Origin of the sequence: Levilactobacillus lanxiensis, from assembly GCF_016861655.1 — a bacterium.
GTDB classification, from domain to species: Bacteria; Bacillota; Bacilli; order Lactobacillales; family Lactobacillaceae; genus Levilactobacillus; species Levilactobacillus lanxiensis.
This window is the reverse complement of record NZ_BOLN01000002.1, coordinates 441,581-461,766: the sequence shown is the minus strand read 5'-3', so window position 1 is coordinate 461,766 and position 20,186 is coordinate 441,581. Positions and strand designations below refer to the sequence as shown.

Annotated in this window: 18 protein-coding genes; 9 read left to right on the top strand and 9 right to left on the bottom strand. The window is 53.8% G+C overall.

The genetic code is table 11. The features are described from left to right. The coding region (locus JUF22_RS04085; protein WP_236000706.1) for a DUF5776 domain-containing protein at positions 1 to 1,954 on the top strand (1,954 nt) is incomplete at its 5' end. A 184-nt stretch (positions 1,955 to 2,138) separates the two neighbouring features. Then, the gene (locus JUF22_RS04080) at positions 2,139 to 4,679 is read left to right on the top strand and encodes an AAA family ATPase (RefSeq protein WP_203643629.1); all 2,541 of its coding nucleotides are present in this window, start codon (positions 2,139 to 2,141) and stop codon (positions 4,677 to 4,679) included. Between the two features lie 61 nt (positions 4,680 to 4,740). Here the strand turns inward: JUF22_RS04080 and JUF22_RS04075 are convergent, their stop codons facing one another. Beyond that, positions 4,741 to 5,259, bottom strand: coding sequence for a MarR family winged helix-turn-helix transcriptional regulator (locus tag JUF22_RS04075; RefSeq protein ID WP_203643627.1), 519 nt, complete (start codon positions 5,257 to 5,259; stop codon positions 4,741 to 4,743). A gap of 150 nt (positions 5,260 to 5,409) precedes the next feature. Between JUF22_RS04075 and JUF22_RS04070 the strand changes: the two genes are divergently transcribed. Beyond that, positions 5,410 to 6,345 carry an ATP-binding cassette domain-containing protein gene (locus JUF22_RS04070; protein WP_203643619.1) on the top strand — a complete coding sequence of 312 codons (936 nt, stop codon included), beginning with the start codon at positions 5,410 to 5,412 and terminating at the stop codon, positions 6,343 to 6,345. A 17-nt stretch (positions 6,346 to 6,362) separates the two neighbouring features. Further along, positions 6,363 to 7,136 carry an ABC transporter permease gene (locus JUF22_RS04065; protein WP_203643611.1) on the top strand — a complete coding sequence of 258 codons (774 nt, stop codon included), beginning with the start codon at positions 6,363 to 6,365 and terminating at the stop codon, positions 7,134 to 7,136. Between the two features lie 71 nt (positions 7,137 to 7,207). Here JUF22_RS04065 and JUF22_RS04060 read toward each other — a convergent pair whose 3' ends face one another. Further along, entirely contained in the window at positions 7,208 to 8,029 is an 822-nt protein-coding gene (locus JUF22_RS04060; protein ID WP_203643609.1) for an aldo/keto reductase, read from the bottom strand. Between the two features lie 192 nt (positions 8,030 to 8,221). Beyond that, positions 8,222 to 9,121 carry a LysR family transcriptional regulator gene (locus JUF22_RS04055; RefSeq protein WP_203643605.1) on the bottom strand — a complete coding sequence of 300 codons (900 nt, stop codon included), beginning with the start codon at positions 9,119 to 9,121 and terminating at the stop codon, positions 8,222 to 8,224. 155 nt (positions 9,122 to 9,276) lie between these two features. Here JUF22_RS04055 and JUF22_RS04050 point away from each other — a divergent pair, with 155 nt between their 5' ends. After that, a complete protein-coding gene (locus JUF22_RS04050; protein ID WP_236000705.1) occupies positions 9,277 to 10,758 on the top strand; it encodes an MFS transporter in 1,482 nt (493 codons plus the stop codon). A 77-nt stretch (positions 10,759 to 10,835) separates the two neighbouring features. Here JUF22_RS04050 and JUF22_RS04045 read toward each other — a convergent pair whose 3' ends face one another. The 6 genes from JUF22_RS04045 to JUF22_RS04020 form a co-directional block, all read right to left on the bottom strand. Continuing rightward, positions 10,836 to 11,507: an NAD(P)-dependent oxidoreductase gene (locus tag JUF22_RS04045; RefSeq protein WP_236000711.1), complete on the bottom strand. Its 672-nt coding sequence runs from the start codon at positions 11,505 to 11,507 to the stop codon at positions 10,836 to 10,838. A 30-nt stretch (positions 11,508 to 11,537) separates the two neighbouring features. Continuing rightward, positions 11,538 to 12,185, bottom strand: a complete 648-nt coding sequence (locus tag JUF22_RS04040; RefSeq protein ID WP_203643601.1) for an NAD(P)H-binding protein — start codon at positions 12,183 to 12,185, stop codon at positions 11,538 to 11,540. 14 nt (positions 12,186 to 12,199) lie between these two features. After that, on the bottom strand, positions 12,200 to 13,150 hold the full coding sequence (locus JUF22_RS04035; RefSeq protein WP_236000704.1) for a DMT family transporter: 951 nt from the start codon (positions 13,148 to 13,150) through the stop codon (positions 12,200 to 12,202). A gap of 68 nt (positions 13,151 to 13,218) precedes the next feature. Beyond that, positions 13,219 to 13,596, bottom strand: a complete 378-nt coding sequence (locus tag JUF22_RS04030; protein ID WP_203643599.1) for a hypothetical protein — start codon at positions 13,594 to 13,596, stop codon at positions 13,219 to 13,221. A 144-nt stretch (positions 13,597 to 13,740) separates the two neighbouring features. Further along, positions 13,741 to 14,628 carry a LysR family transcriptional regulator gene (locus JUF22_RS04025; protein WP_203643597.1) on the bottom strand — a complete coding sequence of 296 codons (888 nt, stop codon included), beginning with the start codon at positions 14,626 to 14,628 and terminating at the stop codon, positions 13,741 to 13,743. Between the two features lie 171 nt (positions 14,629 to 14,799). Next, a complete protein-coding gene (locus JUF22_RS04020) occupies positions 14,800 to 15,156 on the bottom strand; it encodes a hypothetical protein (protein ID WP_203643596.1) in 357 nt (118 codons plus the stop codon). 282 nt (positions 15,157 to 15,438) lie between these two features. On the opposite strand from JUF22_RS04020, the gene JUF22_RS04015 reads away from it, so the two are divergent. The 4 genes from JUF22_RS04015 to JUF22_RS04000 all read left to right on the top strand — a co-directional run bounded on the left by JUF22_RS04015 (position 15,439) and on the right by JUF22_RS04000 (position 20,163). Then, entirely contained in the window at positions 15,439 to 17,760 is a 2,322-nt protein-coding gene (locus JUF22_RS04015; RefSeq protein WP_203643594.1) for a BspA family leucine-rich repeat surface protein, read from the top strand. 192 nt (positions 17,761 to 17,952) lie between these two features. Next, entirely contained in the window at positions 17,953 to 18,513 is a 561-nt protein-coding gene (locus tag JUF22_RS04010) for a hypothetical protein (RefSeq protein WP_203643592.1), read from the top strand. Positions 18,514 to 18,542: 29 nt separating this feature from the next. Then, on the top strand, positions 18,543 to 19,106 hold the full coding sequence (locus JUF22_RS04005; RefSeq protein WP_203643590.1) for a hypothetical protein: 564 nt from the start codon (positions 18,543 to 18,545) through the stop codon (positions 19,104 to 19,106). A gap of 133 nt (positions 19,107 to 19,239) precedes the next feature. Beyond that, on the top strand, positions 19,240 to 20,163 hold the full coding sequence (locus tag JUF22_RS04000) for a hypothetical protein (RefSeq protein WP_203643588.1): 924 nt from the start codon (positions 19,240 to 19,242) through the stop codon (positions 20,161 to 20,163). Positions 20,164 to 20,186 lie beyond the last annotated feature (23 nt).

Sequence of the window (20,186 nt, the reverse complement as noted above, 5' to 3'; positions counted from 1 at the left end):
AGCACCAACGTTTGCACACGACACAACGACGGCGGATCCCAACGACAGCACTGTGACTACAACGACAGATGCCGATGGGAAAGTTATCAAGGTCGTAAAGACGTGGCCAAATGATGATAGTACGACGACGTACACGTATGACCCTTCAACCGGTGACCAGTCGGTCAAGGAAGAAAAAGACGGGGAAGTTCCTGTCACGCAGGACTTCACCGAAGGTGCAACGCAGACAACGGTAAAACAAGGTAAAACTGATACAACCGTTACAGCACAACCAGGGTCAGCACCAACGTTTGCACACGACACAACGACGGCGGATCCCAACGACAGCACTGTGACTACAACGACAGATGCCGATGGGAAAGTTATCAAGGTCGTAAAGACGTGGCCAAATGATGATAGTACGACGACGTACACGTATGACCCTTCAACCGGTGACCAGTCGGTCAAGGAAGAAAAAGACGGGGAAGTTCCTGTCACGCAGGACTTCACCGAAGGTGCAACGCAGACAACGGTAAAACAAGGTAAAACTGATACAACCGTTACAGCACAACCAGGGTTAACACCAACGTTTGCACACGACACGACGGATACAACGACAGATGATTCTGGAGTCGTTACTACTGTGACAAAGGACGATGCTGGCAACTTCATCAAGGTCGTAAAGACGTGGCCAAATGATGATAATACGACCAGTACGACGACGTACACGTATGATCCAACCAGTAGTAAAGCGACGATAACTGAGGTAAACAACGGGAAAGAAATCGATCGGCAGGAAGAAGTTTCTTCTCCTTCGACGACTATGTTGAAGAGTGGTGATGGCGTTGAAACCATCGTTAACACCGGGCAACCAGGTGAAATGCCAACGTTTGAGCATGATACGACGGTGACCGCGACTGATAAACTTGGCAACGTTACTGCCACGACGAAAAATGTTGCTGGCGATATCGTCAAAGTAGACCAGAAGTGGAAAGATGGTAGCGAGACAGTCTATACCAACGCCAATGGCAAACAGATGGTAAGCGAGCTGAGAAACGGGAAGCCTGTTGCTCAGAAGCCACTTGAGCAGCAACCAGTTGATCCCAAGAATCCCGATGCACCTAAAGTTTCGGAAGTGACACTGCCAGATGGTGCTGGTGGTACGGTAACTGTCAAGCTTGATCAAGATCAGCCGAATGCAACACCAACGTTTACGCACGCGCCAGCGAGCTATAGTGCAGGTGTGAGCGCACCGGACTCAACGACAGCAGCTGATAAGGTTGTGAAGATTACCCAAAAATGGCCTGATGGTCTTCAGGTGGTTTACACGTATGATCCAGTAAGCGGTGATCGGATTGTTCGCGAGTTGAAGAATGGTAAACTCATTGTGCAACGTGCGATTGAACCCGGTGCCTTACTTGCTGTTCTGCCTGACGGTAAGGGCGGTTCTACCACCGTTAAATTTGGTAAGAACGGCGCAGCAGCTCCAACCTTTAAGCGTCAACTTGCTGGCAAAGCCACTGCAATTGGTAGGTATGCTGCTGTTTATGCGATCAAGAAGATTGGCTTTTACAGTGATCCGACCTTCTCTAAAGCAACGCGCCTTCACTGGTACACGAAGCAAAGACGACCAAATCGGCCACAGTTTGTTGTCATCGGGTACGCCTGGTCTAAGGCTGGTAGGCTTCGTTACTACGTCCGCGCCGCTAATGGCAAGACTGGATATATCACGGCAAATAGCAAATTCGTCAGCAACACCTACTACAAGTCTCAACCCAAGGCTATCCGTGTCATCGGCAAACACGGCGTCAACGCTTACAACCAGATAACTCTGCACGGTAAGGTTGTCCGCCACTACAAGCGTGGGACTGTACTGACAGTCAAGAAGATTCAGAAGCATAACCTGACAACGCGTTTGGTACTGTCTGATGGCACCTACATCACTGGGAATAAGACACTGGTGATTGCAAAATAGCTTTTGTTGCGTCAAAGTTTATGAGCTCTTTGTCAACGAGTGTTGATAAGGGAATTTAGAGAAGAGAGGTTCAATTCACTTGCGAATTGGACCTCTTTTTTTACCCTGAACTTGACTATAACGTTACGGGATAGTTTAAAATGGTAAGTATGATGAAGAGAACAAAACACAAAGGTGGGCAAGTATGACAACGAGTGAAAAACAACGTGAACATATTAGTGTACGTGGTGGCAACGTCCATAATTTAAAAAATATTGACGTGGATATTCCGTTGAATCAGTTCGTGGCAATCTCCGGTCCCTCGGGCTCCGGGAAGAGTTCGTTGGCCATGGGCATCTTGTACGCAGAGGGGTCGCGGCGGTACCTGGAGGCACTATCCACCTATACCCGACGGCGAATTGGCCAAAGCAAGCGGTCGCAGGTCCAGGAAGTGCGGCACATTCCCTCCGCCATTGCCCTGCGGCAGCGGCCGGGCGTCCCTTCCGAGCGCTCAACGGTGGGCTCCATGAGTGAGCTATTCAACGTCGTGCGCCTCATCTTTTCACGCCTCGGCTCGATGGTGTGTCCCAACGGCCACCGGATTGCGCCCGGCTTGAAAGTCGCCCAGGCCATGGATCTCCCAGGTGGGGCCGACAGCAAGATGGGTATCGTGACATGTCCGGAGTGTGGGGTCGAATTCATGGCGAAATCGGCCGAAGACTTTGCCTTCAATTCCGGCGGTGCTTGCCCCGAATGTCATGGGACGGGGACGGTTCAGACCTTAGACGAGGCGAAGCTGATTGGTGACGAGAGTCTCAGTCTGGCCGAAGGGGTCGTAGCCTCCTGGCATTTGCCTGGCCGAAACTTTATGCCGACGGTGGCGGAAACCTTGGGCGTGCGCATCGACGTGCCCTACAAGGACCTTACCGACCGGGAGAAGGACATTGTCCTCAACGGCGCCAAGAAGCAGTATCCCGTGGACTTCCGGACCTCGACCGGGCGGGTTTTCCATACCGACAACACGCTGTATGAGAACGCCCACGAAGCCGTTTACGATTCCCTGAAGACGGTGAAGAGTGACCGGGCCATCAAGAAGGTCAACGAATTTTTCCACTTCTCCGTGTGCCCGACCTGTCATGGGACGCGGCTGAATCCAGAACTCTTGACGCAACTAGTTGGCGGTAAAAATATTGCCGAAGTGTCTGACCTGACCCTGGGGTCGTTGTCCGAGTGGCAAGCGGCGGCGCAAAAAGAGTTGCCCGCTGAGATGAAGGCGATGGCCGACGTCCTCTTTAAAAATTTAACGGACACGTTGCGGCCATTACTGGAACTGGGGTTGGACTATCTGACCCTATCGCGAAACGGTAATACGCTATCGACCGGGGAGCTCCAACGCCTGCAATTAGCCAAGACCATTCGGACGGAGACGACCGGCGTTTTGTACGTACTGGATGAACCCTCCATTGGGTTGCATCCCGATAACGTTAAGGGGCTTATCCGCATCTTTCGCGAACTGATTGCCCAAGGAAATTCTTTGGTCGTGGTCGACCATGAAGTCGACATCATTTCGGCCGCCGATTGGGTGATTGAGATTGGTCCTGGGTCGGGGGATGCCGGCGGTCAAATCATTGCCGAGGGCACGCCCCGAGACCTAGTGGGGAATCCGCAGTCACTGATTGGGCCCTACATTTCTGGTCAGGCCAAAATCATGCACAACAAGGTGCCTGCTAGTCGAAAGGCCAGCGAGCTCACCACGCAGTTTGAGGTGCAGGATTACTTTAATTTACACGACATCGCCGTGACCATTCCTGGCAACGAGATCACCGCGGTTACCGGGTTCTCCGGTGCCGGCAAGACCAGCTTGATTTTAGACAGCCTGGTGCCGGCTATTCAGGCAGCGAATGCCAAGGCGGCCTTGCCCAAGCAGGTGACGACCCTGAAGACCCATTTGAAAGACGTGGTGTCCGTGGATGCCAAGCCGATCGGGAAAAATGCCCGCTCGACGATTGCCACCTACACCACCATCATGGATAACCTGCGGCGGATGTTTGCCAATCTGCCGGAAGCCAAGGCCAAGAAGTTTGGTCTCGCTTACTTCTCGTACAATAACAAGCAGGGGGCCTGCGAACAGTGTGGCGGCCTGGGCACGATTACCCTGGATATTCAGTATTTGCCGGACATGGAAGAGGTCTGCCCGTACTGCCACGGCGCGCGGTACAAGGACGAGATTCAACAGATTCGCTGGCACGGCTACAACATTGTCGACCTGCTGAACTTATCGGTCCGTGAGGCATTGGACGTCTTTGAAACGGTGCCCAAGATTGAAAAGCAGCTCCAGTTACTGGATGAAATGGGGCTGGGCTACCTACATTTAGGCGAAAGTACGCCGAGCCTGTCCGGTGGGGAAGCCCAACGGTTAAAGCTCATGAGCCACTTGAACAAACGCCAGGGCAAGACGCTGTTTATCTTCGACGAACCCTCTGTCGGCCTGCATCCCCAAGACGTGCAAACGCTACTGGGCGTGATCAACAGCCTGAAGGCCAAGGGCGCCACGATTATCATCATCACGCATGACCTCGACCTGATGACCAACGCCGATTACCTAATCGATCTCGGCCCCAAGGGTGGGCAAGCCGGTGGCCGGTTGATGGCTAGCGGTGAGCCACAACAGCTGATCAAGACGACCAAGAGTCTGACGCTGGATTACCTGAAGGCCCATTTTGAAAAATTCCATTTAGCTAACTAAATCTGTACGACAAAAATACGGTCAGTCCCGCGGGACCAACCGTATTTTTTCGTCGCATAAATTAAAGGAACCAATCCCGCAACCAATCCGTCACGGCCTGCTGGACCTTGCCAGACTGGCTGGCGTCCGCCGTGTCAATTTCGTCGTACAGACTGGCATTGAGCTTCGTCAGGATGCTGGTGAACTGATCCAGCTCGGTATCCGTCAAGGCGTTCAAAAATTCGGGCACCTTGGCCGTTTCCGTGTCCGCGGTGGTGCGGCCCAGGTCCGTCAGGCGGATGATGGTTTTGCGCCGATCCGTCGTGGACTTTTCCTTGGTCACTAGGTCCTTTTTGACCAGTTTGTTGACAAACTCCGCGGTCGATTGCACCGTTAAATTGAGACGCGTCGCCAGCTCTTTTTGTGAGAGGCCGTCGTCTTGCGACAGGGCCAACAGAATCTTGCCTTGCCCCTGAAAGCGCAGTGGGCGCTCGCCCTTGTCCGTGTGGTTGCGGTGGGCTATTTCGTCGGCGGTGTGTCTGACCATGCCGAACTCGATCAGCTTGCCCGCCGCATTTTTTTGTTTTTCTAAATTAGGCATAAGACCGTCCCCCTGTTGCCATTATACCCGACAATGCCGCGAGCAGGCGCAATATTTTTTCGCAAACAGTTGACAAATCCATCAGGGGGCCTTATTATAATTTTAGTCAGGGGGACCTGATTAAAAAGTACACCTAAGAAGGCAATCAATATGACAATTAAAAACGCAATTGAAGTCAGTCATTTAACGAAAAAATTTGGCCAGAAGCTGGCCGTCGATGATGTGTCGTTTAACGTGCGGCAGGGTGAGGTCTTCGGACTGCTCGGACCCAATGGAGCGGGGAAGACCACGACGCTACGCATGCTGACGACGTTACTCAAGGCTGACGCGGGTCAGGTTAAGATCTTTGGTCACGACACGGTCAAGGAGGGGCGGTTGGCCCGGTCGCTGTTTGGGCTGACCGGGCAATACGCCGCGGTCGACGAGGACATTTCCGCGCGGCAGAACCTGATGATTTTCGCCCGGCTCAACGGCCTGTCCCGGCCGGACGCCAAGCAACGCACGACGGAATTACTGCACGAGTTTTCCTTAGAGAATTCCGCGGATAAGGCGCTAAAGGACTTTTCCGGGGGGATGCGGCGCCGGTTGGACCTGGCCGTCAGCCTGATCACGCGGCCGGCCCTGATTTTCCTGGATGAACCCACGACCGGGCTGGATCCGCGGACGCGCACCCAGATGTGGGACACGATTCGCCACCTGGTCCAGCAGGGGTCAACGATCGTGCTGACCACGCAATACCTGGACGAGGCCGACCAGCTGGCCGACAACCTGGCCATCATCGACCACGGCAAGTTGGTGAAAATGGGGACGCCCGCCGAACTCAAGCAACAGATTGGTGGCACGCGCCTGAACTTCACGGTCGACCAGAGCACGCAGGTCGGCGCGGCTGTGAAACTGGTGGCAGCCCAAGTGGCGGATGCCGTGCAGCAGACCGGGCAACAACTGAGCGTGCGGTTAACACAGATGGCCCAGGCGGCCCCCATTTTAACGGCGCTGAACCAAGCTAAAATTACAATCAGCCAGCTGGCCGTTCAGGAACCATCGCTCGACGATGTCTTCTTGAATCTGACCGTCGGCAAGAATTAAGAAAGCGGGTTATTAATATGGATGTACAAACACACAGTGGCAATTTATTCATGAACACAGCGACCATGGCTTACCGGAACCTACTGAAGACCGTGCACAATCCGGATCGATTCATGGATGTGATCATCCAGCCGGTCATGTTCATGCTCATGTTTGGGTATTTATTCGGCGGGGCCATCGCCGGTGGGGTGCAGGCCTACCTGCCGACCATCGTGCCCGGTATCTTGATGCAGACCATGTTGTCGGCGGCTTCCGGGTCGGGCGCGCAAATCAGAGAGGACCTCGACTCCGGCGTCTTTGACCGCTTCAAATCCCTGCCGATGGCCCACGTGGCGCCACTAGCCGGGCAACTCTTTGCCGATAGCCTACGCCTACTGATGGCGACGGTGGCGTCTTTGACCACCGGTTACCTGATGGGTTGGCGGCCAGCCGTCGGGTTCGGTTGGGTCGTTGCCATCGCCGGACTCGCCATCGTGACTGGCTGGGCCTTGTCCTGGCTGTTTGCGCTGTTGGGCCTGCTGGCCAAGAGTGCCGGGGCCGTTCAGAGCGTGTCGTTGATGACGATGCTGGTGCTGTCCTTCATGTCCAACGCCTTCGTTCCCCTGAAGTCGCTGACCAAGCCGCTTCAAGTCATCGCCCACCTGAACCCCGTGACCTACGTGATCACCGCAATTCGCCAAATTCTAGCCACCGGCAGCTGGACGCACGAGGCCCTGTTGGTCTTGGGGGTTGACCTCATCATCGTCGCCATCTTTGCGCCGCTGGCCGTTTGGGCTTATGATCGGAATTGAAGAATCTTGCTAGCAAAAAACGACTAGTCCGAAAATTTCGGGACTAGTCGTTTTGTCGTTGCCATCAGCGTTTAGTAAGCATCCTCACGCATGGATTGCGGCCAGTCCTTGATGGAATGGTGCCGGTCGAATTGGCGGAGACTGTCGATTTCGGCTTGAGTGAGGGTAAAGGTCGTCGCGTCAAAGTTGGATTGAATATGGGCGAGGTTGGTGGATTTGGGGATGGTGACGATACCTTGCTGGGTCAACCAGCGCAGGAGCACCTGGGCCGGGGCTACGTGGTACTTTTCCGCCAGTGCGGTCACGGCGGGGAGGGCCATCATTTCACGGCCAAAGTTTTCCCCCAGTGGCGCCCAGGATTCGTGGACGATGTCGTGGTCCAGCAGGTAGGGATGCATCTTGGCCTGTTGCCAGAAGAGGTGGGTCTCAATCTGGTCGATGACGGGTTTCACTTGCGTGTTGGCCAGCAGGTGATCAATCTGAGCGCTGTTAAAGTTGCTCAACCCAATCGCCCGGACCTTCCCCGCCTGATAGGCTTCCTCCAGGGCGCGGTAGGTCTCCAGACTGTTGGTGGTTGGCCAGTGAATGATGACGAGGTCAAAGTAGTCGTGACCAAAGCGTTGCAGCGAATCGTCTAAGCCCTGAACCGTGGCCGCGTAGCCATCCGTTTGGGTCTTGGTCGTCACGAAAAACTGGTCGCGGGCCAGGTCACTGTGGGCGATAGCGGCGCCGACGCCGGCTTCGGTGCCGTAGACCTGTGCGGTGTCAATGCTGCGGTAACCGATCTGAATAGCCTTGGCGACGTTTTCCTCGGTGATAACCGGGGGCGTTTGGAAGGTCCCGTAGCCCAGGACGGGCATGGTGACGCCGTTGTTGAATGTGATGTTTTCCATGAGAAGCACTCCTTTTAAGCGAATATTTTTTGATTGCCCCTAGATTACACGTAATTCAGCTATAGGTAAAATGCCCAGATTACATAGATGCTATTCGTAAACTGAATACCTGGTGTTTTTGTTCGCCAGTATGAAAAAGCGCTACTCCAGTCTCTTCTATAAGAATAGAGAGCGGGGGTGGCGCCATTTATATCAGGCCGTGGTCGTCGGCATTTTTGCAATTTCAGCGGTCACGGTTTTAACAAATTCCGCCACGGTCGGTGGTAACTGGTGATTCTTCCGGTAAATCAGGGTGTGCTGCGTTTGACTCAGCGGGCTGAACGGCACGAAGGCGAACTGGTCCGCGCTGGTGAAGTCTTGCATGCCATCGATGGAGATATCATAGTAGCCAAACTGCGTGATCAAGGGGAGCACGTTGTTTTCCAGGTTGCGTTCGCCCCGGAGATTCAGGGTGTCCGCGTCAATTTTGAGCCAACTCGACACCTGATTGATGACGATGCTGCGGCGGGCACCTAACAGCGGGAGTCCGGCTAGATCCGCGCCAGTCACGGTCGCGTGGTGGGCGAGCGGCGCATCCTTGGCCATCATGAGGCCCCAGGTCTCGGTCACGGGGATGTGTTGCGTTTCGTACTTCGCCGACTCCACGGGCTCAATCAGAAAGCCAATGTCCAGGTTGCCCTGGTCGATTTGGGTGCGAATAGCGTTGCCATCGGCACTATAGATGGCGAAGGTCACGTTGGGATGTTGGCGCTGAAAGGTTGCGAGCCATTTGGCCACGTAGGCCGAGAGATGGCTTTCCACGCAGCCGATGCGAATTTTGCCCGCCAGACCGGTCTTTTGGGCTTGCAGGTCGCGCTTGGTCTGGTCCAAATAGTCCAGCATGACCTGTGCGCGTTGGGCGAAGAGGCTGCCGGCATCGGTCAGGGTGATGAGCCGTTTTCCCCGGACGAAGAGTTGGGCGCCCACCTCATCCTCGAGCGCCTTTAGCTGGCGGGAAAGACTGGGTTGACTCGTATGTAGGGCTTCGGCGGCATTGGTGATGTTGCCGACTTGGGTCAGCACCAGGAACGCTTGTAGTAAGCGTGTATTCATTGAAAGCCTCCTAGGTATCCGAAAAGTGAATGAAGAACCAGTGAATATTAGCATTTTACATCATTATCGGTTGCTCGTATGCTATTGTCAACGGGCGCAAAATTTTGGCGCCCGATTTGCGTAACCGATGAGGGTTCGAGTGGGAGAGTTTGGTTTTGAGTAGAAACGAAAAGATTCTGGTGACCTTTGCGTTAGTTCTGTCGAACGCCATGGCCGGGCTGGACGGGACGATTGTAAATACGGCCTTGCCCGCCATTATCAGTGATTTTCACGCCATTCAGGATATGGGGTGGATCGTGGCTTGTTTCCTGTTGGGAATGGCCGTGACGACGCCCCTGTGGAGCAAGTTTGGTGAGCGTTACGGAAACAAGGTTGCTTATATCCTGGCAACGGTTATTTTTATGGTCGGGGCGCTGTTCCAGGGTCTCGCGCCCAATATCGCTTGGTTTATTGCCGCCCGGGGCCTGATGGGCATCGGGGCCGGTGGGGTCAACACGATTCCGTTTATTATTTACGCCGAGCTCTTTACGAGTCTGAAACGCCGGGGCCAGGTGATTGGGATTGCCGCTGCCAGCTTCAGTGGGGCCTCCATCATTGGCCCGCTATTGGGCGGCTGGATCGTTGACCAATTCAGCTGGCACTGGGTTTTTTACGTGAATTTGCCGATTGCCGTGCTGTCCATCGTGATTATGCTGGTCTGGTTTAACCTGCCACAGGCCCTGAACAAGGCGGACATTGACTACCTGGGCATCCTGTTGCTGGTCGGCGGCCTCGCTGCCATCTTGGTGGGCGTCCAAGAAATTGGGGTACTGCCCATCGGGTTCACCCTGGTCTTGGTGGGCCTCGGTCTGTTGTTACTAGTCGGGATGGTTTTCGCCGAACGACGGGCCACGGACCCAATCGTTCCCGGTCGGTTGTTTAAAAATGGCCAATTGGTCAGTGACTTTGCGTTGTTTGCCCTACTCTGGGGCGCCTTCGTGGCGTTCAACATCTATGTGCCGATGTGGGCGCAGGGCCTGTTGGGGTTGAGCGCATTGATTGGCGGGATGACGCAGATTCCGGGCGCGTTTGCCAACTTCGGCGGCTCGGAACTGGGGGCCGTGATTCAGCGAAAATTCTGGCGGTACGACATCATTTCCTTGGGAGCGGGGGCGTTTCTGATTGCGTTTATCGGCCTGAGCCTGGCGAACCAGCACACCAGTTATGGTGTCCTGCTGGTGTTGGGCGCGTTTGAGGGCTTCGGCATTGGCCTGAGCTTTAACATCCTACAGGTGGCGGTGCAGTCCGACGCCGAGCCCCGTGACATGCCGATTGCGACCTCCTTCGCGTACCTGGTACGCATCCTGGCCCAGACCTTTATGGCGGCCATCTACGGGGTCATCCTGAATCACGCCTTAGTGACGGGCGTACGCGCCAGCCAGGGGCGGATTACCCTGACCATGATGAACCGCCTGAGTAATTCGCAGACCGTGGGCAGCTTGCCGAAACAGCTGGTACCGAAAATGCGGGCGATTTTCTTTACGGGGCTACACCACATCATGCTGACGGTCTTACTCCTGCTGTTGTTGGTTGCTGGTATCTTAATAGTGCTCTACGCGCGGGGCATTGCGCGTTCGCCTAAGAGCATGTTGCGTTAGCGCTAAAAAATAGAGAAGAAAAACGCGCCTGGAAAATTCCAGACGCGTTTGTTAGGTTAACTTGGCTAGTCAATGGTCTAGTACCGCTGTGTTGGGTGTGGATTGTCTCCCGAAAACAACGTGATCTGTTGCTGGTCATACTGGTCATGTTCAATGATGTCAAGCACCCCTTTGGCAAAGTCAGCATAGGTGATGTAGTCCTGGCGACCGTCGTCAGGGTTTTGGGAACGCGCCGGATGGAAAATGTCGCCGGCAACGTGATAGGTCCCGGTACTGTGGCCAGCGGGATCAAAGTTATACGTCGGCGTCACGTAGGTCCAGTGAACGGTCGTTTCGCCTTGCAAAATGGCCAGTCCTTCGGCATGAACGCTGCACAGATCCTGCATGTAAGCCGGATAATACTGCGGCAATTCCTGGAGGACGTGGGTGCGGGCATCGTTAATGAAGAGCGTACTGGTGGCGCCCACCTTGAGGTAGTGAATCGGGGTGCCCCGCAGTAGGGCGACGATGTGTGCGAGCCCCGCCGCGTGGACAATTTCTGTGGCGGGGGTCCAAGCACCCACGGCGTCCACGATGGCATCGACGCCGACCAGGTCAGCGGGGGCTAGATCAAACAGATCCTTGATAATGACTTGGGGATTCTGCCGCTCGGCATGCTGTCGGTGGGCAATGCCAATGACCTGATGACCGCGCTTGTTAGCGAGATGTAGCACCCGTTCGCCCAGCCGACCATAGGCGCCAATAATCATAATTTTCAAGCGAAGACTTCCTTTGTCTGTTTAGTAAAAGCTGGGTTTCGCACCGTCAGTATTGGGTTCACTGATGCCCACGGATTGATGGATGGCTTGGCTGTCATCCAGAATGAGGCTCGTTAGGTAGGCGGCCACACTCTCACGGGAAACCTCGGTGCCCTTAAAGGCTTGACCTTTTTGCGTCAGTTCGTAGCTCACGACAGGCTTGTCGGAGAACCAAGCTGGCCGGACAATCGTGTACTGGAGGCGACTGGTTTCAATGACCTTGGCACCCGCAGCGTAGGCTGTCAGGGTCGATCCCAGCATTTGCGCGTTCCACTGCCCGTATTTCCCAGGAATCTCGTTGTAAATCCCATTGGCAGAAATCCAAATGATTCGGTCCAGTTGTGCCGCCGTCATGGCCGTCACCACGGCCTGGGCCTGTTGTTTCAAGTTGGCGCCGTACAGGTTGGCATAAACCAGGTCTTGGCCCTGCATGGCAGCGGTCAGTTGCGCGGCATCCTTGACCACGTCGGCCACAACCACGGTGACCCGACTATCGTTGCGAATGTCTGTGGCCAAACGGTCGGGGTGCCGCACCAGTAAGGTGAGTTGGACCCGAGTGTCGTCAAGTAGGTTGCGTGTTACCAGAGTTGCGATGGACCCAGAAGCCCCAAGAATTAAAACTTTTTTCATGATTAAATATCCTCCTAAAATGTCAGCATTTTTACGATTAAAACACCCATGAACATGATTATTAAGCCAATTATTTTAGCGCGGGACAGTCGGGTGACCTGTGAGCCAAACAGCCCGAAATGCTCCACTAAGGCGCTGAAGACTAGCTGGCCAAACAGGGCGAGCACCACGACCTGGCCTGTCCCAATGAGGGGAACCAGCCAGGAGCTGCACAGAACGTACAACGCCCCAATCACGCCGCCGAACCAGATCCACCAGTAACGGGGGCCTTGTTGAAGAGCCAATTTAAGGTTGGCCAGGCGAGCGCGGGTGACCAGGTTTACCAGAATCAGGCAGAGCACGCCGATGCTAAATGAGATAAAGGCGGCGTGAAGCGGCGACTTCAGGACCGTTCCCAGATAACCGTTGATAGCGGTCTGCATGGCCATGAGCATGCCGGCCAGCACGGCGAAAAGTTGATAGAATAGCTGGGAACTACGCTCAGGTTTTGAGGTGGCGGCCTTCAGCAACGGGTCTCGGGGGGCGAAGATGCCGAGTGAGAGCACCACGCCCCCGACAATTAGCAAGAGCCCAATAATTTTGGAGAGGGTCAACGTATTGGTGGGTGAATGAAAGAGGCCAAATTGGTCGATCACCACGCTCATGATGATCTGCCCCATAATGGGCAACACGGTCGTTTGTAGGCTACCGATCTTTTGAAATAGCACGACGTTGCCGGTCAGGGCGATGGCGCCGAAGAGGCCGCCCAGCCAGAGCCAGCCGGGCCCGTGGGTCATCACGGCCCCACTGATCAGGAGTGGTTGGTGGGTTACCCCGCTGAGAATGAGTAAGAACAGCCAGGCTATCAGAAAGGAAAATCCGGATGAGAGGTAGGGCGAGCCGATGAAGCCTCGGAGCTTGGCATTGACCGCTGTTTGCATGGCGAGACCAATACCCATCGCCACTGGAAAAGTTAAGAGTAACACGCAATCACTTCCTTTAATTTTTGAGTCGAGTTCTATCTTACCGGGCGGGATAGCGAAAACCAATTCGACTAACCAATCCAATCAATCGGTTTTTCCGATAGCTCCCGATTCCGGTAGAGTTGCCAACAATCCGGCTCCCGGATGAAGGTGAGCTGGAGGGTGACCGGTGTTGCCTGGTGCGGGTGCTCGGTCAGCCGGGCGGTCAGGTGGACCAGCCCCCGGGTGCCAACTAGCTGGTCCAGCGTTGGCACGGTGAAGTGGTCATAAATTAAGGCCTCGTTTTGAATGGCATCGATCCAATCGTATTTTGCCTGTGGGGGTACCAGTGGTGTGCGGCGTTCGGCCGTGGGGGCGAGGTGGTCGTTGAGCCAACAGATATCCTTGGTTGCCAGGGCAGTGGTGAGATCGTCGCAACAGGTCAATAGCGTGCTTGTTTCGGCTGTCATTACGGTCAACTCCTTTCGTCAATTTACTTACGAGTCCTAGCATAGCGGCTAGGCAACTCGAAACCAATTGCGTCTCACGATTGGACCAATCGGCTAAGACGATGGATAAAAAAAGACCCGCCGGTTAGGGGCGAGTCGGAGGAATTAATCAAATTGGGCTTTTAAAATCTGGGCGAAGGTTTCAATGTAGTAACCGGAATTATCCTTTTTCCAGTAAGCGTAGTAGTGTTGCGTCAGGTCCCGACCGTGGTCGACCAGCTTGAGGACGCGGTTGGCTGTGGCGTTGATCTGTCCGGCGGTGCGGCTATTGACCACGATGTAGCCCTGGCCCGTGGTGGCGAGCATTTGCGCCTCACCAAAGCTAGAGGCAATTTGGAAGGGACTTTGGACGCCCAAGACATCGCGGTAGTAGGCCTGATCCGAGGCGTATTCGTCGGTGCCGGTAATCAGGATGCAGGGCAGGTCGGCGAGCTCGGTGGTGTCGATGACGGTTTGGTCGCTGGCGAAGCTGTGAGGGGCGACCACGACCATGTAGTCGGCAGCGGTCAGAAATTCATTTTCAAATGCCGGCGAGAGCTCGTAGCGTTGGTCGGAAAAATTCAAATCCAGGTGGCCATCACGAATTCGGGTGAACAGCTCGGCGTAGGAGTCACTGTGAATCTGGACTTTGACCTGGGGAAACTGGCGCGAGAACTCGGCGACGGCCTGGAGAAATTCGCGTGACCCAAACTTGCGGAGGTAGCCCAGCTTGAGCGTGTAGGCCTCGGCAGTGTTGGTCGCGATGGCTTGCGTTTGGGTGACGAGCTGGTTGACCTGTTCGAGAAGTACTTGGGCATGTTGATAAAAATAGTCGCCCGCGGCGGTCAGCTCGAAGCTGCGGCCTTTTCGCTGAATCAGGGTGACGCCTAGACTCGTCTGGAGCTCCTTGATCCGTTGGGAGAGGGAGGACTGGGACAGGTGGCATTCGATGGCGGCCTGCGTGTAGCTGTGATTCTTGACAACGGCAATGAAACATTCGATTTGACGAAACACGATACCAGCTCCTTTGACTGGACTTAGTTACTGTTCAGCATACCCGACTGGCAGGGGATTGCCAAGGGGTGTGGGGGTGGCAAGGAGTAGCGAAAAACGGTCAGTCCTGATTGAAAAGGGATTGGCCGTTTTTGCGGGTACCTGATAGGGTGTGAAGATAATTAGGTTAACCTATTTCCCACGCAAAGCCTGGCCATAAACCCAGTAACGGTGTGTGGCGTGGTTGGTGGTCGTCTGGATACGGTACCAGTTATACGGGGTCCCCTGATCGGCCATCAAATCAATTTTGACCTTGCTCCCGGCCTTGAGCTGCGCATGTTTCCAGCTCGTGACCTTGATGTGCGGGTAATCGCTGTTGGGCTGATGATTGGTCAGCTGAAATTGTCGGTAGTTTTGTTTGATGGTCGTCGACCCGTGTGCCTGGTGGTAGCGCACAGCGCCGGTCATGGTGCTGGCGGAGCCGATGACGGGACTTAACCCCAGTGTGGCTAGTCCGACGGTACCTAGAATCGCTGCTGCTTTTTTCATAAAATAAACCCTCCCCAAATTTGTCCCCGTGGAACGCCATTAAATATAGCATAAGTGCGATGCGTTTATGGATACGTGACAGAATGTTTGCCAAATCGTATAGATTCCGTGACGAAAAGGTGCCAAATCATGATTAAGATATTAATACAGGTTGCCAACTAAAAAGCAGTTAAAACGAAAGTCCTGATTTTGAGCCGTTGTGAGCTGAATTAAACGGTGGGGCTATGCTACAATCAACACCAGAAATGATTGTTGGAATCTTGCTAGGCTGGGGGAGTCGGGATGGAGAAAAAACGAATCGTCACGTTGTTTGCTGGATTAGCTATTGGAGCTAGTTTGGGATTAGTTGGACCGTCTGGTGGGTTGTTTACGCCACCAGTAACCGTGCGAGCTGAGCCGCAAGTGACGAAAAACTACAGTGGGACGATGGGAACCAACTGTCAATGGCGGTTGACCAGTGACGATACGGGCCAACATCTGGTTATTGATGGCGGAGACGGGGGAATCTTACCGGATCAAAACTCGGTTTCTGGAGCTAATTATAATGAGGGCGTTATTGTTCAGACACTGTCTAAGGGCCTGCCAGAAAACTTCTGGCTCCAGCTCCAACTGCAGTCAATCGAACTAAAAGGCAAACTTAAAGCACCCCAAGATGCTAGTTTCCTTTTCAGTGGGCTGGGCAAGAACGGCACGTTTACGGGGCTGACCAACCTTGATACGCATGAAACAACGAATATGACGGGGATGTTTAGTAGTGTGCGTGTCCATCAGCTAGACTTGTCTAGCTTAGATACGGGGAATGTGACGAACATGGCCGAAATGTTTCAGTTGTCTGGTCTGACACGCTTAGATTTGTCTAGCCTTGATACAGGACAGGTCACTACTATGAACCATATGTTTGCTGGAACGTCAGTTAAGACCCTTGATCTCAGTCACTTTGATACAGGGAATGTGACGGACATGACCGGAATGTTTCGGTCGTCTGGGCTAACACACTTAGATTTGTCGTATCTTAATACGGACAACGTGACACTGATGCCCGACATGTTTAACCAAATGACGGCATTGAAGGAGTTGAAAATTGGCTTTAACACAGCCAAGGTCACTGATATGGCGAGAATGTTTAATGGTGACAACCAGTTGACAAATTTAGTAATTAATAAGAGCAAATTTAAAACCAGCAACGTTGGTAATATGTCAGACATGTTTAATGGCGATAGCGAGCTACGTTACGTGGATGTGTCCGGTTTTGACACACACCAGGTTCATTTTATGCAGAGAATGTTTGCTGGGATGACGAATCTACAATCTCTAGATTTGAAAAGTTTCAAGACCAAAGAGGTGCAGGACTTTAGTCTGATGTTCAATAAAGACACTAGCCTGAAACGCCTTGATTTAGCGAACTTTGAGACCGACTCGGTCCTCTCAGATCCCACCGATAAGGAGGACGGGCTCAATGGATTAATAGGCATGTTTGAAGGCGACAGCGAGTTGACCAGCTTAGACATTTCTAAATTTAAAGTAACGTTGGATTCTAAGGCAGGCAAATATACTTACACACAAGATATGTTTAAGGATAACGATGCCCTTCGTAGACTGGTTTTGGGTCCCCAGATGCAGTTCTATGCGGAGAATACTTTATCAGCTGTGGGCCTCTTGGGGCATGCGGAGCAAAATCCGCAACTGTCACCCGTACCGATAACGGCCACGTCCACGGGAAAGTGGCAGGCCGTGGGCGCCGGGACCGAGAGTGATCCGCTGGGTGCCAAATATACCAGTGACGGTCTGATTGCGGCCTATACAGGCAATCACCGACCGGCGGGCAGGCAGGTCTACGTTTGGGAACCGGTTAATCGGCCGGTCTATCCCGTCACACCACCGGTCCAGCCGCCACTGCCGCCCGTTAAACCGGCTCCAGAACCCACGCCGGGTGTTGGCAGTAGTCTCACGGGCATTCGCAAACTCGGCCTTTATCGGCAGCCGACGTTTACATCCCGGCAGCGCCTGACCTGGTATAAACGGCAACCTCGAGGCCGGCAACCCCAGCTGGTGGTTATCGGTCAGCGGCTGTCCCGGCATGGACGACCGCGGTATCGGGTCCGCGATGTCAATCATCAGTCACCAACGTATCGGCTGACGGGCTATGTGACCACCCAGCCGGCTTACGTTCAGCCAACCTACTACTCGCCGCGGCAGAGGGCCCGGGTCATCACGGTCATCAATCCGCGTGGAGTCAATCAGTATCGTCGCGCGACTCTAACGGGCAAAGTCCGCCACGTCCGGCAGGGCCAACAACTGCGGGTCAAACGGCTGGTTCGCCATCACCTGACGACCCGGTTTTACCTGACGAACGGCCAGTACGTGACGGCCAATCGTCAACTGGTTCAGACGGGGCGGCAGAGCTATCCCCAGCATATCCGGGCGAAACGGGCGATTGTTCTGTACCGGGACGCCAACTGCCAACAGCGTAAGCGCCGCGTGCCAGCCGGACGGCGGTTAACTGTGCGTGGCTGGGACTTCTCGGATCACGGGACCCGGCGTTACCGCGTGGCTGGCGGGTTTGTCACGGCCAATCCGCGCTTTGTGAAACGCATTTTTAACTAAATCAATCATGACGAAACGTTCTCGACACCACGCCGGGAACGTTTTTTGATTATTTCTGTTCGATAACGGGCAAACGACAAATTGTGACACCGGTGATTGCTATACTTAAATTTGTTAGTTACATAAACATTTATCGTACCTAATAGATGTGCGAAACACGCTAACGGATTTGAAATTAAGGAGGAACACACGATGCGAATGACTCATATTTTTAGCGCACTGATGGTCGCAACCACGATCGGCGCCACGGCGGCGATCACCGGTCCCACCACGGTTCAGGCCCAGGCGGCAAAGACCAGCTTGGCTGCGTTTCCGAAGAGTATCCGGGGAACCTGGTACCACTACGAGGAAAACAATGGGTATTACTATAAAACGGTGACCATCGGGGCCAACAAGATGACGGTGAAGAACTACTTCGATGCCTTTGGTAAGCAGAAGGCCAAATGGATCGGGACGCTACATACGACTAAGGACCAAGAAAACTTTAGAGAAGGCTGGAGCAATAAGAAGCTTCACTGGACCAGCGCCAAGACCGTTAAGGACGGCTATACCAAGGTTGTGGCTTACGGCATGTTTGCGACCAATGGCGGCGGAACTTATAAGGTGATTCACAAGACCTACAAGGGCAAGTCCGTTAAAGTCCTGTACAACAAGGCCGTCGTGAAAAACTGGGGTAAGCAGCTGGGAGACCACTATTACCAAACCAAGGCCCAAGCCAAATTCTTCAATCCAGTTGGTGCGCTACACAAATAAGCGATTCGGAAATAAGGAGGAATACGACAATGAAATTTACCAACATGATGGGCGCAATCGTAGCGTCAGTTAGTTTTGGCGCGGTCTTGACCGTTGCCAATCCCACAGTTGATGCGCAAGCTAGCGCTAAGATGAGTCTGGCTAGCGCGCCGAAGAAGTTTCAGGGAACTTGGTACTATTACCAGAATGGTCATTACAACCGCTACACGATTGCGGCTAAGAAAACTTCGTACCGGAATTTTAAAGGGAAGAAGTGGGATACGGGAACCAACTATATCAAATCTGGTAACCTAAATAAGAATATGAAGAACATCAAAAAGGGACAGCTCGATACCCTGCTGTATATGAGCAAGGGATGGCTACTTGATGAAAATTGGGGAAACCACACGAAGGCCTCTGCGATGGGGACGCCCGGAACGGAAGGCTACAAGATCGTCAGCCGTCATTATAAAGGCAAGACCATCAAATCACTGTATACGAATGCGACGTGGAATGTTGGCAATGGTGAAGTCCATCTGCAACACTACTACAAGACCAAGGGCCAAGCGAAAGCCTTCAACCCAACCGGGGCAAGCGAAGACTTCACTGATTAAGTAGACGTGAACCTGAAAGATGACCAGTCTCCAAGGAGAAATCCTGAGAGCGTGGTCATCTTTTTAATTTGCGCCGGGCCGTGCGTTAACCAATTACGAATGGTAAAATTAGGTTCGTCTAGGAGGAGATTTCATGAACAAAAGATTGTTAGGATTATGTATCGCACTGGTCAGTCTGGGTGGCGGCTTGAGCATCAGTCAACCGGCTTCGGCCAACCAGCAGTATTCGGCGGCTCGGTCACGTTCCGTTCGGTTGATGTGGCGGCGGAGCATGCGCCAGCACAGCTACACGGCAACCACCGGCGCCCGTTACTCGAAGCATCTGGGGCTGCGTTACAGCAATAATGACGTGACGCCGACTGTGGTGTGGACGACGGATGCACACGAAAAACTGTACAACAAGCGTAAGGGGACCACGCCAATTTACTATCACGTCAAATCGGCTGATGGGACGCTGAGTGGGTGGATTTGGCGCGGCTATTTGAAAGCAGCCACGACTGCGACGACGCCAGCAACGACCAAAACTACGACGACGCAACCGACCACAAAGCCAGCGACCAGCACGGATGACCAACTGGCCCTGACGATTGCTAAGAGCCTGGTCGGGGGTGTGAAGCCAGACGCCGCAACCATGGCGCAGGCCAAGCAGGTCGCTTCGCAGCTGGCTGGGCCAACCTACCATTTTTCCCGTTCAACGAGCATTACGCCAGGATTTTTGCGTGGCCCATTGCCTAACTGGTCTGGGGCGTCTGACTATGGTCAATTTAGAAAGCTCTTGGCAGCCAACAATCTGACCTACGGCTTCGGGTATGACAAGACCCTCAGTACGGTGGTCGTCGGTAGCAAGGACGACGTGCTGAACGGCTTGGCATGGGAGACCTGGGTTGAGGATAATATGTTTGACGGCTCCGGGACCGATGGCGTGACGGAACAAAACTTCTACGTTCCCGCCAAGGTCGGGGTCGGTATCAAACAGCTAGCCAATGGGGACTACGCGATGTTTAGTATCGTGCGGGTTCCGGCGTACTATGGCGAAATCGCCTTGTATGATGAATGAGTGATCACCAATTAAATTAGAGT

What these genes read in the sequence shown, in the direction of transcription:
- JUF22_RS04080 (WP_203643629.1), top strand. Translation starts at nt 2,139, where the DNA reads ATGACAACGAGTGAAAAACAACGTGAACATATTAGTGTACGTGGTGGC.
- JUF22_RS04075 (WP_203643627.1), bottom strand. Translation starts at nt 5,259, where the DNA reads ATGCCTAATTTAGAAAAACAAAAAAATGCGGCGGGCAAGCTGATCGAG.
- JUF22_RS04070 (WP_203643619.1), top strand. Translation starts at nt 5,410, where the DNA reads ATGACAATTAAAAACGCAATTGAAGTCAGTCATTTAACGAAAAAATTT.
- JUF22_RS04065 (WP_203643611.1), top strand. Translation starts at nt 6,363, where the DNA reads ATGGATGTACAAACACACAGTGGCAATTTATTCATGAACACAGCGACC.
- JUF22_RS04060 (WP_203643609.1), bottom strand. Translation starts at nt 8,029, where the DNA reads ATGGAAAACATCACATTCAACAACGGCGTCACCATGCCCGTCCTGGGC.
- JUF22_RS04055 (WP_203643605.1), bottom strand. Translation starts at nt 9,121, where the DNA reads ATGAATACACGCTTACTACAAGCGTTCCTGGTGCTGACCCAAGTCGGC.
- JUF22_RS04045 (WP_236000711.1), bottom strand. Translation starts at nt 11,507, where the DNA reads ATGATTATTGGCGCCTATGGTCGGCTGGGCGAACGGGTGCTACATCTC.
- JUF22_RS04040 (WP_203643601.1), bottom strand. Translation starts at nt 12,185, where the DNA reads ATGAAAAAAGTTTTAATTCTTGGGGCTTCTGGGTCCATCGCAACTCTG.
- JUF22_RS04030 (WP_203643599.1), bottom strand. Translation starts at nt 13,596, where the DNA reads ATGACAGCCGAAACAAGCACGCTATTGACCTGTTGCGACGATCTCACC.
- JUF22_RS04020 (WP_203643596.1), bottom strand. Translation starts at nt 15,156, where the DNA reads ATGAAAAAAGCAGCAGCGATTCTAGGTACCGTCGGACTAGCCACACTG.
- JUF22_RS04015 (WP_203643594.1), top strand. Translation starts at nt 15,439, where the DNA reads ATGGAGAAAAAACGAATCGTCACGTTGTTTGCTGGATTAGCTATTGGA.
- JUF22_RS04010 (WP_203643592.1), top strand. Translation starts at nt 17,953, where the DNA reads ATGCGAATGACTCATATTTTTAGCGCACTGATGGTCGCAACCACGATC.
- JUF22_RS04005 (WP_203643590.1), top strand. Translation starts at nt 18,543, where the DNA reads ATGAAATTTACCAACATGATGGGCGCAATCGTAGCGTCAGTTAGTTTT.
- JUF22_RS04000 (WP_203643588.1), top strand. Translation starts at nt 19,240, where the DNA reads ATGAACAAAAGATTGTTAGGATTATGTATCGCACTGGTCAGTCTGGGT.